Genomic DNA, 17291 nt, shown 5'->3' on the forward strand with positions numbered 1-17291 from the left:
TCGGTGAAAGCAGAGGAAGTCGGCCATGGCAACGGCGCCCAGCGTCTCCTACTCGATCACGGTCCGGTTGGAGGTGCCCGCGAGCGGAACCGCGGTCTCCCAGATCACCACCGCCGTGGAGTCCAGCGGAGGCTCGGTGACCGGCCTCGACGTGACGGCCTCCGGCCACGAGAAGCTCCGTATCGACGTCACCATCGCGGCGTCCTCCACGCAGCACTCGGAAGAGATCGTCGAGCAGCTGCGCGGCATCGAGGACGTCACGCTCGGCAAGGTCTCCGACCGTACGTTCCTGATGCACCTCGGCGGCAAGATCGAGATGGCGTCCAAGCACCCCATCCGCAACCGTGACGACCTCTCGATGATCTACACGCCCGGTGTGGCCCGCGTCTGCATGGCCATCGCCGAGAACCCCGAGGACGCCCGCCGCCTGACCATCAAGCGCAACTCGGTCGCGGTCGTCACCGACGGCTCGGCCGTGCTGGGCCTCGGCAACATCGGCCCCAAGGCCGCCCTGCCCGTCATGGAGGGCAAGGCCGCGCTCTTCAAGCGGTTCGCCGGCATCGACGCCTGGCCGCTGTGCCTGGACACGCAGGACACCGACGCGATCGTGGAGATCGTCAAGGCGATCGCCCCCGGCTTCGCGGGCATCAACCTGGAGGACATCTCCGCCCCGCGCTGCTTCGAGATCGAGGCCCGCCTGCGCGAGGCCCTCGACATCCCCGTCTTCCACGACGACCAGCACGGCACGGCGATCGTCGTTCTCGCCTCGCTCACGAACGCGCTGCGCGTGACCGGCAAGTCCATCGGCGACATCCGCGTCGTCATGTCGGGCGCGGGCGCGGCCGGAACGGCCATCCTGAAACTGCTGCTCGCCGCCGGCGTCAAGCACGCCGTCGTGGCCGACATCCACGGTGTCGTGCACGCGGACCGCGAGGACCTGGTGAAGGCCGCCGAGGACTCGCCGCTGCGGTGGATCGCCGACAACACCAACCCCGAGGGCGTCACGGGCACGCTGAAGCAGGCCGTGCGCGGCGCGGACGTGTTCATCGGCGTGTCCGCGCCGAACGTGCTGGACGGCGACGACGTGGCCGCCATGGCCGACGACGCGATCGTCTTCGCGCTCGCGAACCCCGACCCTGAGGTCGACCCGGGTGTCGCCCGGCAGACCGCGGCGGTCGTGGCCACGGGCCGCTCGGACTTCCCGAACCAGATCAACAACGTGCTGGTCTTCCCGGGTGTCTTCCGCGGGCTCCTGGACGCGCAGTCCCGCACGGTCAACACCGAGATGATGCTTGCGGCCGCAACGGCGCTGGCGGAGGTCGTGACCGAGGACGAGCTCAACGCGAACTACATCATTCCCAGCGTCTTCAACGACAAGGTCGCGGGGGCGGTGGCGGGCGCGGTCCGCGACGCGGCGAAGGCGGCAGGCGTCACGGTCTGAGGCGCCGCCTCACCTCCCTGGGGGCTGCGCCCCCAGCCCCCTGTCGCGCTTACGCGCTGGTCCTCAGACGCCGGACGGGCTGTAAGCGGGTTTCGTCCGCGGGTCCGGTGGGGGCTGGCCGCGCAGTTCCCCGCGCCCCTGGAGGCGGGGCTGCGCCCCGGCCCCTGTCGCGCTTGCGCGCTCGTCCTCAAGCGCCGGACGGGCTGAGATGGCCGCGGACGGGCTGGAACCACCGCGGGTGGGCTGAAAGGCTGGGGCGCAGCCCCGCCTTTCAGGGGCGCGGGGAACTGCGCGACCAGCCCCCACCGGACCCGCGGACGAGGATCTCCGCGGCGGGGTCCGGGGCGGAGCCCCGTGGAGGTGGCCGTCACGAGGGGGCTCCGCGCGGCGGGGTTCGGGGCGGAGCCCCGTAGAGGTAGCCGCTGTGACGGTTGCCACCCCGCGTCCAAACCGGCGCGTCGCCGGACACAGGGCGCGGGCCCGCCTCTAGGGTGGCGGCCAAGGCTCGGTCCCTGCGGGCCCACCAGGCCCTCACCGGCCCTGCGGTCCGCTGCCGGGAGCGGACGGAGCGTCACCATTTCGAGGCCGTGGCGCTTTTCGTGTGACTCCCAGGGGTGCCGGATTGGCTTTCCCGCCGCAGGTGGGGGCAGGATGCGTCTTCGGGCGCGAGGGTCCGGCCACGGACCCGGGTCCGGGGACCGCCGAGGACCCTGGCAGCATCGGCTTCGACGTGCCCGATATGCGGCTCCGCCGCGTGGCACGCCTCAACGGCAAGAAGAACACGGGAGTAACAACATGAACCGCAGTGAGCTGGTGGCCGCGCTGGCCGACCGTGCCGAGGTGACCCGCAAGGACGCCGACGCCGTTCTGGCCGCCTTCGCCGAGACCGTCGGTGAGATCGTCGCCAAGGGCGACGAGAAGGTCACCATCCCCGGCTTCCTGACCTTCGAGCGCACCCACCGTGCCGCTCGTACCGCGCGCAACCCGCAGACCGGTGACCCGATCCAGATCCCGGCCGGCTACAGCGTCAAGGTCTCCGCGGGCAGCAAGCTCAAGGAAGCCGCCAAGGGCAAGTAGGCGCTTAGCGCTTAGCGCTTCGCTGAGAACGCTGATGGGGCGGCACCCGGACTTCCGGGTGCCGCCCCATCGTGGTTCGCTCAAAGATGGCCTGGAACGCCGGCCGGGCTGACTGTCAGCCGAGTGCCTTGCCCGGCAGCTCGACCTTCGCGCCCAGTTCGATCAGCTTCTCCATGAAGTTCTCGTAGCCGCGGTTGATCAGGTCGATGCCGTGCACCCGGGACGTGCCCTGGGCCGCCAGCGCCGCGATGAGGTACGAGAAGCCGCCGCGCAGGTCGGGGATGACCAGGTCGGCGCCCTGGAGCTTCGTCGGGCCCGACACGACCGCCGAGTGCAGGAAGTTGCGCTGGCCGAAGCGGCAGTGCGAGCCGCCCAGGCACTCGCGGTAGAGCTGGATGTGCGCGCCCATCTGGTTGAGCGCGGACGTGAAGCCGAGGCGGGACTCGTACACCGTCTCGTGGACGATCGACAGGCCGGTGGCCTGTGTGAGGGCGACCACGAGGGGCTGCTGCCAGTCGGTCTGGAAGCCGGGGTGGACGTCCGTCTCCAGCGCGATCGACTTGAGCTGGCCGCCGGGGTGCCAGAAGCGGATGCCCTCGTCGTCGATCTCGAAGGCGCCGCCGACCTTCCGGTACGTGTTGAGGAACGTCATCATCGAGCGCTGCTGGGCGCCGCGGACGTAGATGTTGCCTTCGGTCGCCAGGGCCGCGGAAGCCCACGAGGCGGCCTCCAGGCGGTCCGGCAGGGCCGCGTGGGTGTAACCGCCGAGCTTGTCGACGCCCGTGACGCGGATGGTGCGGTCGGTGTCCATCGCGATGATCGCGCCCATTTTCTGCAGGACGCAGATCAGGTCCTCGATCTCCGGCTCGACCGCCGCGTTCGAGAGCTCCGTGACGCCTTCCGCGAGGACGGCCGTCAGGAGCACCTGCTCGGTCGCGCCGACGGACGGGTACGGCAGCTGGATCTTCGTGCCGCGCAGCCGCTGCGGAGCCTCCAGGTACTGGCCGTCCGCGCGCTTCTCGATCGTCGCGCCGAACTGCCGCAGCACCTCGAAGTGGAAGTCGATCGGCCGGCCGCCGATGTCGCAGCCGCCGAGGCCCGGGATGAACGCGTGGCCGAGGCGGTGCAGCAGCGGGCCGCACAGGAGGATCGGGATACGCGACGAACCCGCGTGGGCGTCGATGTCCGCGACGTTGGCGCTCTCCACGTGCGACGGGTCCATGATGAGCTCGCCCGGCTCCTCACCCGGACGGACCGTCACCCCGTGCAGCTGCAGCAGTCCGCGTACGACCCGCACGTCGCGGATGTCCGGGACATTGCGCAGCCGGCTCGGAGCACTGCCGAGCAGTGCGGCAACCATGGCCTTCGGTACGAGGTTCTTCGCACCGCGGACACGGATCTCACCCTCCAGCGGGGTTCCGCCGTGGACAAGGAGTACGTCGTCTGAGCCGTTGACGGTCATGTATCTCGCGTTCCGATTGGTGGGACAGAGGCGAAGAAGCAAGGGTAATGGCCGCCCACCCCCCTTCTGTAAGCCCGAGGGGCTCTCAGACACGTCATAGCTTTGCCACAACACGAACCGTGCCTAATCGGACACGTGGGGTCACCGGCCCCAACCGTGCGCTCCACCTGCACCCGTACGCCCTGAGCTGCATTCCCGTCGGTAGGGGCATTGCCTCCCCCCGCACGGGGAAGATGCGGGATCATGTCTCGCATGACGGAGGTGTCCTCGCTCACAGGGCGGCTGCTCGTGGCCACACCCGCCCTGGCGGACCCCAACTTCGACCGCGCGGTGGTGCTGCTCCTCGACCACGACGAGGAGGGCTCGCTGGGCGTCGTCCTCAACCGCCCGACTCCGGTGGACGTGGGCGACATCCTCGCGGGCTGGGCGGAACTCGCGGGGGAGCCCGGGGTCGTGTTCCAGGGCGGCCCCGTCTCCCTGGACTCCGCGCTCGGGGTCGCGGTGATCCCGGGCGGCGCCTCCGGGGAGCGCGCGCCGCTCGGCTGGCGCCGGGTGCACGGCGCGATCGGCCTCGTGGACCTGGAGGCCCCGCCGGAGCTGCTCGCCTCGGCGCTCGGCTCCCTGCGGATCTTCGCGGGGTACGCGGGCTGGGGGCCCGGGCAACTGGAGGACGAACTGGGCGACGGCGCCTGGTACGTCGTCGAGTCGGAGCCCGGTGACGTCTCCTCGCCCGCTCCGGAACGGCTGTGGCGCGAGGTGCTGCGCCGTCAGCGCAGCGAACTGGCGATGGTGGCCACGTATCCGGACGACCCTTCGCTCAACTGATGTCCCCCGCTTTCAGTACTCTTGCGTTCATGAGCACTCTTGAGCCTGAGACCCAGCCCCAGCGAGGCACTGGGACGGGAACCCTCGTAGAGCCGACGCCGCAGACGTCGCACGGCGACGGGGACCACGAGCGCTTCGCCCACTACGTCCAGAAGGACAAGATCATGGCGAGCGCGCTCGACGGTACGCCCGTCGTCGCACTCTGCGGCAAGGTGTGGGTCCCGGGCCGGGACCCGAAGAAGTACCCCGTGTGTCCCATGTGCAAGGAGATCTACGAGTCCATGGGCGCCGGCGGCGACGACGGCAAGGGCGGCGGCAAGGGCAAGGACGGCGGCAAGTAGCGCACCCGTGGCCTTAGCGGTCTCCCGCGCCCCGCGGCGCCCCGGTGCGGGGCGCCGCGGTTCTGTCGTGTCCGGCTGACCGGCCTGGGCTCCGGTCCGCCGTGTCCGGCAGACCGGCGGGGCTCGCGGCGCGGTCGGCGTATGGGGCGTATCCGGGGCCTTTGTCCGGGGAGCCCGTTGCATGGAGTGCTTCTGCCGGTCACAGAGTGGTTGAGACCTCTTGTGGGCATGTTCATGTACTCCATAGCCTCCCGGGTGTTGTGCAGCGCAAAACCACCATTGCAGATGCTGCAACGCGCCCCCGGAGGACGCCCCCATGAAGCTCGCACCTCTCTCTGCCCGTATGGCCGCCCCGATCGCCGCCCTCGTCGTCGCCGGACTCACGGCGACCGCCTGCGCCCCCGAGTCGTCCGACAACTCCGGAGGGAAGGACGAGAAGAGCGGCACCCTGCGTGTGTGGCTCTTCCAGGAGGTCACCAACGCGCCTAAGGAGAAGGTGGTCGACGGGGTCGTCACCGCCTTCGAGAAGGCTCACAAGGGCACGAAGGTCGACGTCCAGTACATCCCCGTGGAGACCCGCGCCGAGAAGATCAAGGCCGCCTTCAACGACCCCAAGAGCGCGCCCGACCTCATCGAGTACGGCAACACGGACACCGCCGGTTACGTCAAGGACGGCGGACTCGCGGACGTCAGCGAGGAGTTCACGGACTGGAGCGAGTCCAAGGACACCGACCCGACCGCCAAGCAGTCCGTCACCGTCGACGGCAGGATCTACGGCGCCCCGTACTTCGTCGGTGTGCGCGCTCTTTACTACCGCACCGACATATTCGAGGACCTGGACCTCGAAGTGCCGAAGACACAGGCCGAGTTGATCAGCACGGCCAAGAAGATCCGGCAGGCGAAGCCCGACCTGTACGGGCTCGCGGTCGGCGGCGCCTACACGTACGGCGCGATGCCGTTCATCTGGTCCAACGGCGGAGAGCTGGCCGAGGGCAAGGGCGGCTCGTACGCCTCGACCATCGACAGCGCCGAGGCCCAGAAGGGCATCAAGGCGTACACCTCGCTCTTCGGCGACGACAACTGTCCGGCCGCCAAGTGCGCGGGCATGGGTGGCAACGACACCGTCACGGCGTTCGCCTCCGGCAAGGCCGGCATGGCCATCGGCGGCGACTTCAGCCACGCGGCGATCGAGGCGGGCAAGGTCAAGGGCAAGTACAAGGTCGTCCCGCTGCCCGGGGTGAAGTCCGGGGAGATCGCCCCCGCCTTCGCGGGCGGCAACAACCTCGGCGTGCTCAAGAGCACCACCCACCGCACCCTCGCCGTCGACCTGATGGAGCAGCTCGCGTCGAAGAAGACGCAGGGCGCGCTCTTCGACGCGATGGGCTTCCTGCCGACGTTCACGGACGTGCGCAAGGACGTCGCGAAGCGCGAGCCGTTCGTCGAGCCGTTCGTGAAGACCCTCGGCTCCGGCGCCAAGTTCGTCCCGGCCTCGCCCGCCTGGTCGCAGATCGACGCGTCCCTGGTCCTGCCGACGATGTTCCAGGAGGTCGTCAGCGGACGTAAGGGCGTGGAGGCCGCCTCCAAGGACGCGGCCAAGAAGATGAACGACGCGTTCAGCTCCGCCGGATGAGCCGGATGACCGACCGGCCGCTCGCGGTGTCCGCCCCCGGGCCGGCCCCGGCGGCCGGGCCCGTCACTAAGGGCTCGCCGGCCGGGACCGCGCAGGCGCCCCGGCCGGGCCGCGGCCCCTCGGCGGGCCGCAGATCCCCGCTCGCCCGCGGCGGCTGGACGCCCTGGCTCTACCTCGCCCCCGCGCTCGTCGTCATCGGCGGCCTGCTCGTCTACCCCGTCTACCAGCTCGGCCTGATCTCGTTCCTGGAGTACACCCAGGCCCAGGTCAGCGGCGGGGAACCGACGTCCTTCGAGGGCTTCGGGAACTACGCGGCGCTCTTCCGCGACGAGCAGTTCTGGCAGGTGCTGCTCGCCACTGTGGTGTTCGCCGGGGCGTGCGTCGTGTCGACCCTCGCGGTCGGCTGCGCGCTCGCCGTCCTCCTGACACGTGTCCGTGCCCTGCCGCGGCTCGCCCTGATGCTCGCCGCGCTCGGCGCCTGGGCGACCCCCGCGGTCACCGGGTCCACGGTATGGCTGCTCCTGTTCGACCCCGACTTCGGCCCGGTCAACCGGGTCCTGGGACTCGGCGACCACTCCTGGACGTACGGCCGCTACAGCGCCTTCGCCCTCGTCCTGCTCGAAGTCGTCTGGTGCTCCTTCCCGTTCGTGATGGTCACCGTGTACGCCGGAATCCGCGCCGTGCCCTCCGAGGTCCTGGAGGCCGCCTCCCTGGACGGCGCCTCCCAGTGGCGGATCTGGCGCTCGGTGCTCGCCCCGATGCTCCGCCCGATCCTCGTGGTCGTCACCATCCAGTCGGTCATCTGGGACTTCAAGGTCTTCACCCAGATCTACGTCATGACGAACGGCGGCGGCATCGCGGGACAGAACCTCGTCCTGAACGTGTACGCGTATCAAAAGGCCTTCGCGTCCTCCCAGTACGGCCTCGGGTCGGCGATCGGAGTGGTGATGCTGCTGATTCTGCTGGCGGTCACGCTCGTCTATCTGAGGCTGCTGCGAAGGCAGGGGGAAGAGCTGTGAGTTCCATGACGTCCACGGATTCCGTACGGAGCGGATTCGTACGAGATCTCGTACGCCGTTCCGTGCGACGGCCGTGGCGGCTGGCCGCCGAGGTCTCGGCGCTGCTGATCGCGGCGGTGGTCGCATTCCCCCTCTACTGGATGGTGCTCAGCGCCTTCAAACCGGCCGGGGAGATCGAGTCGAGCGAGCCGCGGCCCTGGACGCTCTCCCCGTCGCTGGATTCCTTCCGGCGCGTCTTCGGACAGCAGGAATTCGGCCGTTACTTCCTCAACAGTCTTGTCGTCGCGGTCACCGTCGTCGCCGTCTCGGCGCTCATCGCGTTTCTCGCCGCGACCGCCGTGACACGATTCCGCTTCCGCTTCCGGACCACCCTGCTGATCATGTTCCTGGTCGCCCAGATGGTGCCCGTCGAGGCACTGACGATCCCCCTCTTCTTCCAGATGCGGGACTTCGGTCAGCTCAACACCCTGGGCGCGCTGATCCTGCCGCACATCGCCTTCTCCCTGCCCTTCGCGATCTGGATGCTGCGCGGCTTCGTGAAGGCCGTCCCCGAGGCGCTGGAGGAGGCCGCCCACATCGACGGGGCGAGCCGGACGCGGTTCCTGTGGCAGATCCTTTTCCCGCTGGTCTTTCCGGGGCTCGTCGCCACCAGCGTGTTCTCGTTCATCTCCGCCTGGAACGACTTCCTGTTCGCCAAATCCTTCATCATCAGCGACACCTCGCAGTCCACGCTGCCGATGGCCCTCCTCGTCTTCTACAAGCCCGACGACCCGGACTGGGGCGGTGTGATGGCCGGTTCCACCGTGATGACGATTCCCGTGCTGATCTTCTTCGTACTCGTACAGCGGCGCCTGGTCTCCGGACTCGGCGGCGCGGTGAAGGACTGACGTGAGCGACGCGACACCCGCAGCCCCGACACCCGACGCCCCGGCCGGGGTGATCCCGGCGCCCCGCTCCGTACAGGGGTCCGCCCTCCCGGGGGTCCCGCTCGACGCGGCCACCACCCTGTCGGCGGGCCCCGGCACGGGCACCACCGAACGCTGGCTGCGCCTCACCCTCGGCGCCGCGCTGGGACTTTCGCTGCCGCCCGCTCCCGAAAGCACGGCCGGCCCCGAAAACGCATCCGGCCACGAAAGCGCGACCGGTGCGGAAAACGCCCCGGGCACCGTGCGGTTGCGTATCGACGAGTCCCTCCCGGCGGAGGCCTACGTACTCGACGCCGATTCCGGACGAGGCGTCGAGATCCGCGGCGGAAGCGGCGCCGGAGTGTTCTGGGGAGCCCAGACACTGCGTCAGCTCATCGGCCCCGACGCCTTCCGGCGGGCGCCCGTGCGACCGGGCGCCACGTATGCCGTCCCGAACGTGACCGTCGAGGACGCGCCGCGATTCGGCTGGCGCGGTCTGATGCTCGACGTCTCGCGGCACTTCATGCCGAAGGACGGCGTCCTGCGCCAACTCGACCTGATGGCCGCGCACAAGCTCAACGTCTTCCACTTCCACCTCACCGACGACCAGGGCTGGCGTATCGAGATCAAGCGGTATCCGAAGCTCACGGAGACCGGATCATGGCGGGCACGCACCAAATTCGGTCATCGCGCCTCGCCCCACTGGGAGGAGAAGCCGCACGGGGGCTTCTACACCCAGGACGACATCCGCGAGATCGTCGCGTACGCCGCCGAACGGCATATCGCCGTCGTCCCCGAAATCGACATCCCGGGGCACTCGCAGGCCGCCATCGCCGCATATCCGGAACTCGGCAACACCGATGTCATCGACACGCACTCCCTCTCCGTCTGGGACACCTGGGGCGTCTCGAAAAACGTACTCGCACCCACTGACAACGCCCTTCGCTTCTACGAGGGCGTCTTCGAGGAACTCCTCGGCCTGTTCCCCTCGGAGTTCATCCACGTCGGCGGCGACGAGTGCGCCAAGGACCAGTGGAAGGCGTCCCCCGCCGCACAGGCGCGGATCACCGAACTGGGCCTCGCGGACGAGGACGAACTGCAGTCCTGGTTCATCCGCCACTTCGACGACTGGCTGAGCGCGCGCGGACGCCGGCTGATCGGCTGGGACGAGATCCTGGAGGGCGGGCTCGCCCCGGGCGCCGCCGTCTCCTCGTGGCGCGGTTACCAGGGCGGCATCACGGCCGCACGGGCCGGCCACGACGTCGTCATGTGCCCCGAGCAGCAGGTGTACCTGGACCACCGGCAGGCCGAAGGCCCCGACGAGCCGGTGCCCATCGGTTTCGTGCGCACCCTGGAGGACGTCTACCGCTTCGAACCCGTTCCACCGGAACTGACCCCCGCTCAGGCGCGGCACGTGCTGGGCACCCAGGCCAACCTGTGGACCGAGGTGATGGAGGACCGGGCCCGCGTGGACTACCAGGCCTTCCCGCGGCTCGTGGCCTTCGCGGAGGTCGCCTGGAGCGCCCTGCCCCCGCCCGCGGAACGCGACTTCGCGGATTTCGAGGAGCGAATGACCGCGCACTACACGCGACTTGACGCCCTGGGAGTCGCCTACCGGCCGCCCGCCGGGCCGTTGCCGTGGCAGCGGCGCCCCGGAGTGCTCGGACGCCCGATCGAGGGGCCGCCCCCGAACGTGTGAGGCCGCTCCCGGGGGGTGTCGTCCGGCGCGGCACCCTGGGACGGTGGCCTCCGCGGAGAAAGACACCCAAGGGGCAACGAAAACCGCCAATTGGCTCTGACGGGCGATGTAGTGCGAAAACGGACCATCCGCTGGTGGCGGGTAGGAATGCCTCCTAGCGGACCCCCGCGTCGGGGAACCGGGAAGATGTGCCAGAGTTGCCACGTCCGCCCTGTCAGCACGTACCGTACGGCAACACAGGTGGGACCAGGTGGGGCAGCGGGAAGGGGCAGCCGGTTTGACCACGCACGCACCGCAGGCGGCGCACGCCGTGACGCTGCCCGCCTCACTGGACGAGGCCGTCGCGGCGCTCGCAGCCATGCCCGCCGCCGTTCCCGTGGCCGGAGGCACCGACCTCATGGCCGCCGTCAACTCCGGACAGCTGAGGCCCGCCGCACTCGTCGGCCTCGGCCGCATCAGCGAGATCCGCGGCTGGCAGTACCAGGACGGCCACGCGCTCCTCGGCGCGGGCCTCACCCACGCCCGCATGGGGCGCCCCGACTTCGCCGCCCTCATCCCCGCCCTCGCGGCCGCCGCACGGGCCGCGGGACCACCGCAGATCCGCAACGCGGGCACCCTGGGCGGCAACATCGCCTCCGCGTCGCCCACCGGGGACGCGCTCCCGGTGCTGGCCGCGCTGGAAGCGACCCTCATCATCGCCTGCCCGGGGGGCGCCCGCCGTGAGATCCCCGTGTCGCACCTGCTCGCGGGCATGGAGATGCTCCGCGGCGGCGAACTCATCGGGTACGTGCGCGTGCCGCTGCTGCACGCGCCGCAGGTCTTCCTGAAGGCGACCGGACGGACCGGCCCGGGGCGCGCCATCGCCTCCGTGTCGCTCGTCCTCGATCCCGCCAGGCGCGGGGTGCGGTGCGCCGTCGGTGCCATAGCGCCGATGCCGCTGCGCCCCCTGGACGCCGAGCAGTGGGTCGCCTCGCTGATCGACTGGGACAACAACCGCGCGATCGTGCCCGAGGCGCTGGCCGCCTTCGGCGAGTACGTCGCCGCGGCCTGCATCCCCGACGCGGCCCCCGAGGAGGACGGTTCCGTCCCGCCGCTGCCGCCCGCCGTACTGCACCTGCGGCGCACCGTCGCCGCGCTGGCCCGACGAGCACTGGGGAGGGCACTGTCGTGACCGACGACCAGCACGGAGATCAGCACGGTGAGGGCGCCCCCCGCCCCGGCAGCCGCTGGGACCCGCTGCCGCAGGGCGACTACGACGACGGCGCCACCGCCTTCGTCAAGCTCCCCGAAGGGGGCATCGACGCCCTCCTCGCGGACTCGCCGCTCGCCGCGCCCGGCCACGGCTACGTACCGCCGCCGATAACGGTCGCGCCCGGCACGGGTGCGGAGAACGACCCGGGGTCCACCGGCTCCTGGGGCGCACCGCCCGAGGCGGCCGGCCCCGGTCAGCAGCAGGACGTACGGTGGCCCGACCCGAACGCCCTCCCCGAAGAGCACCGGCAGGCCCCCCAGGACCAGTTCTCGTACCACCCCGGGGCCACCGGCCAGTGGACCTTCGACCAGCCCGCACAGGGCGGCCAGGGCCCGCACGGACACGACGGCACGGGACACGACGGCACGGGGCGCGACGCCTCCGGCCAGGACGTCACCGGACAGTGGTCCATCCCGGTCGCCGACGGTGATCTGCCGGACGAGTCCGGCGAGTTCACCACGTCCTCGCTGGTCGAGCAGTGGGGCGGCAACCCGCCCGCCACGCTGCCGGGCGGGGCGGCGGCACCCTGGGCCGACGAGCCGTGGGCCCAGCAGCCGCCCGAGCAGCAGCCCGCCGACGGAACCGGGCCGCACGCCCCCGCCGAGCACGGCGCCGCCGAGATCATCGACGTCTCCGGAGCGCACGCCGACGAGATCGCCGTCTCCGTGGAGCGCGACACGGGCCACGACGACGGACGCGAGGAACCGTCCGGCGCCGCGTCCCGCCACGACCACCGGGACTTCGCGGACGACCGCGCGGGCGAGCCGGAAGCGGCCTCCACGGAGGAGCCGGGCGAGGAGTTCCACGCCGCGACCGCCTCGCCCGCCGAGACCGCCGCGTCCGTCACGGACGCCGACGCCGCCGCCGAGGAGTCCGGGTCCGACGACCCCCAGGGCATCGCCCCGCACAACGACCACCCCCTCGCCTCGTACGTCCTGCGGGTGAACGGCGTCGAACGGCCCGTGACGGACGCCTGGATCGGCGAATCGCTGCTGTACGTACTGCGCGAGCGCCTCGGCCTCGCGGGCGCCAAGGACGGCTGCTCGCAGGGCGAGTGCGGCGCCTGCAACGTCCAGGTGGACGGCCGGCTCGTCGCGTCCTGCCTGGTGCCCGCCGTGACCGCGGCCGGGAGCGAGGTGCGCACCGTCGAGGGCCTCGCCGCCGACGGGCAGCCCTCGGACGTCCAGCGGGCCCTCGCCAAGTGCGGTGCCGTGCAGTGCGGCTTCTGCATCCCGGGCATGGCGATGACCGTGCACGACCTCCTTGAGGGCAACCCCGCGCCGACCGACCTGGAGACCCGCCAGGCCCTGTGCGGCAACCTGTGCCGCTGCTCGGGCTACCGGGGCGTCCTGGAGGCCGTACGGGACGTCGTGGCCGAGCGCGAGGCCCACACGGCCGCCGAGCACTCCTCGGACGGCGACGAGGCCCGTATCCCGCACCAGGCGGGCCCCGGCGCCGGAGGCGTCAACCCGTCCGCGTTCGAGCCCCACCAGCCCAGCCAGTCCAGCCAGCCCCACGAGCAGCCGTACGGCCAGGACGGAGGCCAGGCGTGAGCAACGACACCGCCACCGCGACCACCGCGCAGCCCGGCACCGCACCGGAACCGCCGCCGCACGGCCTCGGCGTGTCCCTGCCGTCCGCGGAGGCCCGCGCCAAGACGGAGGGCACCTTCCCGTACGCGGCGGACCTGTGGGCCGAGGGCCTCCTGTGGGCCGCCGTCCTGAGATCGCCGCACCCGCACGCGCGCATCCTGTCCGTCGACACCACCCACGCGCGCGAGATGCCCGGCGTACGGGCCGTCATCACCCACGAGGACGTGCCCGGCACCGCGCTGCTCGGCCGCGGCAGGGCCGACCGCCCGGTGTTCGCCTCCGACGTCGTGCGCCACCACGGAGAGGCCATCGCGGCCGTCGCCGCGGACCACCCCGACACCGCGCGCATGGCCGCCGCCGCCGTCATCGTCGAGTACGAGATCCTCGACCCGGTGACCGACCCGGAGCAGGCCTTCGAAGCGGAGCCCCTGCACCCCGACGGCAACCTCATCCGCCACATCCCGCTGCGCCACGGCGACCCGGACGCGGCCGGAGACATCGTCGTCGAGGGCCTCTACCGCATCGGCCGCCAGGACCCGGCCCCGATCGGCGCGGAGGCCGGCCTCGCCGTGCCCCGCCCCGACGGCGGGGTCGAGCTCTACGTGGCCTCCACCGACCCGCACACCGACCGCGACACGGCCGCCGCCTGCTACGGCCTGGAACCGGAGCGCGTGAAGGTCGTCGTCACCGGCGTGCCCGGCGCCACCGCCGACCGCGAGGACCAGGGCTTCCAGCTCCCCCTCGGGCTGCTCGCCCTCAAGACCGGATGCCCGGTCAAGCTGACCGCGACCCGCGAAGAATCCTTCCTCGGGCACGTCCACCGGCACCCCACGCTCCTGCGCTACCGCCACCACGCGGACGCCGAGGGCAGGCTGATCAAGGTCGAGGCGCAGATCCTCCTCGACGCGGGCGCGTACGCCGACACCTCCTCGGAGGCCCTCGCCGCCGCCGTCTCCTTCGCCTGCGGCCCCTACGTCGTCCCGAACGCCTTCATCGAGGGCTGGGCCGTACGCACCAACAACCCGCCCTCCGGACACGTACGCGGCGAGGGCGCCATGCAGGTGTGCGCCGCCTACGAGGCCCAGATGGACAAGCTGGCCAAGAAGCTCGGCGTCGACCCGGCCGACCTGCGCCTGCGCAACGTACTGGCCACCGGGGACGTCCTGCCGACCGGCCAGACCGTCACCTGCCCGGCCCCCGTGGCCGAACTGCTCCAGGCCGTCCAGGAGCACCCGCTGCCCGCCCTCCCCAAGGACACCCCCGAGGACGAGTGGCTGCTCCCCGGCGGCCCCGAGGGCGCCGGTGAACCCGGTGCCGTACGGCGGGGCGTCGGCTACGCCCTGGGTATGGTCCACATGCTCGGCGCCGAGGGCACCGACGAGGTCTCGACGGCCACCGTGAAGGTCCACGACGGCATCGCCACCGTGCTCTGCGCGGCCGTGGAGACCGGCCAGGGCTTCACCACGCTGGCCCGGCAGATCGTCCAGGAGACGCTCGGCATCGACGAGGTCCATGTGGCCTCCGTGGACACCGACCAGCCCCCCGCGGGCCCCAGTGCCCGCGGCCGCCACACCTGGGTGTCCGGCGGCGCCGTCGAACGGGCCGCCAAGATGGTCCGTACGCAGCTGCTGCAGCCCCTGGCGCACAAGTTCGGCATGTCCACCGAACTGCTCCAGATCACCGACGGCAAGATCACCTCGTACGACGGCGTGCTGTCGACGACCGTCGCCGAGGCGATGGACGGCAAGGAGCTGTGGGCGACCGCGCAGTGCCGCCCGCACCCCACCGAGCCGCTGGACGGCGCCGGCCAGGGCGACGCCTTCGTGGGCCTCGCCTTCTGCGCGATCCGCGCGGTGGTGGACGTCGACATCGAGCTGGGCTCGGTGCGCGTGGTCGAACTGGCGCTCGCCCAGGACGTGGGCCGCATCCTGAACCCCGCGCAGCTCACCGCCCGGATCGAGGCCGGGGTCACGCAGGGCATCGGCGCGGCGCTGACCGAGAACCTGCGCACCGCGCGCGGTCTCGTCCGCCACCCCGACCTCACCGGGTACTCGCTGCCGACCGCCCTCGACGCCCCCGACATCCGCATCGTCAAGCTCGTCGAGGAGCGCGACGTGGTCGCGCCCTTCGGAGCGAAGGCCGTCAGCGCGGTACCCGTCGTCACGTCCCCCGCGGCGGTCGCGTCCGCGGTCCGGGCGGCCACGGGACGCCCGGTGAACCGGCTGCCGATAAGGCCCCAGGCGGCCGTGGTGACGACGACGCAGTGACCTGACGGCCGGGTCTGCGTCCGCTGAGCTGCTCGGCGGCGGGACTGACGGCAGGTCAGCGAGAGATCACCGAGAATCCGCTGGTCAGGGCGTTGCTGGGGCGTTGTCAGTGCTGCCGGGTAGTGTTCTTTTCAGTGGGGGAGGACCGCTGGGCGGCGGGCCGTTCTCCGGGTGTTTCGAGGCGCATCCGGATGCCTCGGCGTGCGTGGCGGCATGCCTGGGCGCATGGCTGTGTGCCGCCCGGCCCGGTCCTGCCGGGGGACTGCGAACAACGATCCGCGGGGGAACGATGAGCACGACGGACACCGGCACGGGCACGGGCAACGGCATCGGCGCTGGCGTAGGCATCGGCGTCGGCGCCAAGAGGATCACTCTGTCCGAGGGCGCACTGGACCCGTACGTCACGCACGCCCCGACGCGCCGCTGGCTGACGGGCCCCGGACTGCCGGGCGACAGCGGCCTGTTGACCTTCGAGACCCTGCGCGAGGACGGACTGCGGACGGTGGGGGACTCGACGGGGGACCCGGCCGCTCTCCCGCCCGAACTGCGCGACCAGTTGGTGCTCGGCGCGCTGCGGGACCCCGCCGGCACGGAGACGGAGTCGGTGCTGCTCGACGGAGCGACGGGCGAGGTGTCCACCACGTTCTTCCTCCACGACCGCCCCGACCTGATGGACCGCGTCCCGCTGGCGCCCTCGCTCCGGACGCTCACGGACTTCGTGACGGCGACGGACGAGATGTCCGCGAGGAGCGGCCAGTTCGCGTCCTACGAGGGCCGGTTCGGCCCGAAGGCCGTCACCGCGATGTCACGGCAGCTGCTGGCGCTGTTCGAGGAGGGCGTCGACGGCGAGGTCCCGCCGTTCTGGAAGATGGCGGCGCTGATCCGCCCGATGGCCCTGGTCGCGGGCCCGCCGGCCGACGCGGCGCTCGCTCTCGACCTCCCGGCCCGCCTGCTGGACCAGGAGTTCGGGCACGGCCGGGTGGTGCGCTTCGAGGACGTGGACTTCCCCGCCGCCCTCGCGCACGAGCCGACGCGGCACTTCCTGCGCGAGACGGGTCTGCCCGAGGACGGCTTCCTGTTCCAGCTGGACACGGACGTACCGCTGCCGACGCTCGCCGAGTACTACGAGGACGAGCGCCCGGACGTGCTCACCCCCGACCAACTCCCGCGACACGCCGACCACTTGATACGCCTGGGCCATCTGATCGAGGACAACAGCCTGATCGTCGACGGCGAGACGGGCGCGATCCTTGACTGGAGCGAGCCCGACGCCACGCTGTACGCCCTGAACACGGACGTCTCGACCCTGGCCTTCACCCTGTGGCTGCTCCACCGCGAGCGGACGATCGACGAGTCCCTCTCCCACGAGCTGACCGAGGAGGCCTACGACCAGCTCGCCACGACGATGACGCAGACCCTGTCGACGGTGGACCCCACGGGCACCGCCCCGGAGTCCGAGTGGCACTACTGGACGGAGATGTTCCAGGACGAGGCCGGAGGAGTGCTCTGACGCGCCCGGGAACGCGCTGAACGGCCCCTCACACGCCGCGGGGCCGACCCCCCGAAGGCAGCCGACCCCGACACCGAACCAGAGGCCGTGGCGGGAATTGAACCCACGTGCCTCGCTTTGCAGGTTTGTCAGTGCTGATCGGACGGCGGTCCAAACGCATCCACGAGGGTTCAGCCCCGTACATGCACTGCGCCTAGAGGGCTGCGGCGTACAGGTCTGGACGGTCGCGCACGTGGGCGAACGAGACGGAAACTGAGACGGCTGTCCTATG

The 17291-nt window shown here is 71.3% G+C and carries 13 protein-coding genes; 12 read left to right on the forward strand and 1 reads right to left on the reverse strand.

The genetic code is table 11. From position 1 onward, the window contains the following. The first annotated feature begins 25 nt into the window (after positions 1-25). Both C6Y14_RS08515 and C6Y14_RS08525 read left to right on the forward strand, forming a co-directional pair. Positions 26-1441 (forward strand): NAD-dependent malic enzyme, encoded by a 1416-nt coding sequence (locus C6Y14_RS08515; protein ID WP_107015935.1) that lies wholly within the window; start codon positions 26-28, stop codon positions 1439-1441. A 795-nt stretch (positions 1442-2236) separates the two neighbouring features. After that, entirely contained in the window at positions 2237-2518 is a 282-nt protein-coding gene (locus C6Y14_RS08525; protein ID WP_007382399.1) for an HU family DNA-binding protein, read from the forward strand. Positions 2519-2633: 115 nt separating this feature from the next. Here the strand turns inward: C6Y14_RS08525 and murA are convergent, their stop codons facing one another. Beyond that, a complete protein-coding gene (murA, locus tag C6Y14_RS08530) occupies positions 2634-3980 on the reverse strand; it encodes a UDP-N-acetylglucosamine 1-carboxyvinyltransferase (RefSeq protein WP_107015937.1) in 1347 nt (448 codons plus the stop codon). A gap of 252 nt (positions 3981-4232) precedes the next feature. Between murA and C6Y14_RS08535 the strand changes: the two genes are divergently transcribed. The 10 genes from C6Y14_RS08535 (at position 4233) to C6Y14_RS08580 (ending at position 17020) form a co-directional block, all read left to right on the forward strand. Next, the gene (locus C6Y14_RS08535; RefSeq protein ID WP_107015938.1) at positions 4233-4805 is read left to right on the forward strand and encodes a YqgE/AlgH family protein; all 573 of its coding nucleotides are present in this window, start codon (positions 4233-4235) and stop codon (positions 4803-4805) included. A gap of 29 nt (positions 4806-4834) precedes the next feature. Next, positions 4835-5146, forward strand: coding sequence for a DUF3039 domain-containing protein (locus C6Y14_RS08540; RefSeq protein WP_189775099.1), 312 nt, complete (start codon positions 4835-4837; stop codon positions 5144-5146). Positions 5147-5462: 316 nt separating this feature from the next. Then, positions 5463-6776, forward strand: a complete 1314-nt coding sequence (locus C6Y14_RS08545; RefSeq protein ID WP_107015940.1) for an extracellular solute-binding protein — start codon at positions 5463-5465, stop codon at positions 6774-6776. Between the two features lie 5 nt (positions 6777-6781). Then, the gene (locus C6Y14_RS08550; RefSeq protein WP_107015941.1) at positions 6782-7795 is read left to right on the forward strand and encodes a carbohydrate ABC transporter permease; all 1014 of its coding nucleotides are present in this window, start codon (positions 6782-6784) and stop codon (positions 7793-7795) included. A 5-nt stretch (positions 7796-7800) separates the two neighbouring features. After that, positions 7801-8682 (forward strand): carbohydrate ABC transporter permease, encoded by an 882-nt coding sequence (locus tag C6Y14_RS08555; protein ID WP_107016407.1) that lies wholly within the window; start codon positions 7801-7803, stop codon positions 8680-8682. Between the two features lies 1 nt (position 8683). Beyond that, positions 8684-10399 (forward strand): beta-N-acetylhexosaminidase, encoded by a 1716-nt coding sequence (locus C6Y14_RS08560; RefSeq protein WP_225890973.1) that lies wholly within the window; start codon positions 8684-8686, stop codon positions 10397-10399. A gap of 277 nt (positions 10400-10676) precedes the next feature. Further along, on the forward strand, positions 10677-11570 hold the full coding sequence (locus tag C6Y14_RS08565; protein WP_107015942.1) for an FAD binding domain-containing protein: 894 nt from the start codon (positions 10677-10679) through the stop codon (positions 11568-11570). Then, entirely contained in the window at positions 11567-13204 is a 1638-nt protein-coding gene (locus tag C6Y14_RS08570) for a 2Fe-2S iron-sulfur cluster-binding protein (protein WP_107015943.1), read from the forward strand. The genes C6Y14_RS08565 and C6Y14_RS08570 overlap by 4 nt, the downstream gene beginning before the upstream one ends. Further along, entirely contained in the window at positions 13201-15510 is a 2310-nt protein-coding gene (locus C6Y14_RS08575) for a xanthine dehydrogenase family protein molybdopterin-binding subunit (protein ID WP_107015944.1), read from the forward strand. The genes C6Y14_RS08570 and C6Y14_RS08575 overlap by 4 nt, the downstream gene beginning before the upstream one ends. Positions 15511-15799: 289 nt before the next feature. Then, the gene (locus C6Y14_RS08580) at positions 15800-17020 is read left to right on the forward strand and encodes an SUKH-4 family immunity protein (RefSeq protein ID WP_107015945.1); all 1221 of its coding nucleotides are present in this window, start codon (positions 15800-15802) and stop codon (positions 17018-17020) included. Positions 17021-17291 lie beyond the last annotated feature (271 nt).

Source organism: Streptomyces dioscori, assembly GCF_003024195.1.
Lineage (GTDB): Bacteria > Actinomycetota > Actinomycetes > Streptomycetales > Streptomycetaceae > Streptomyces > Streptomyces dioscori.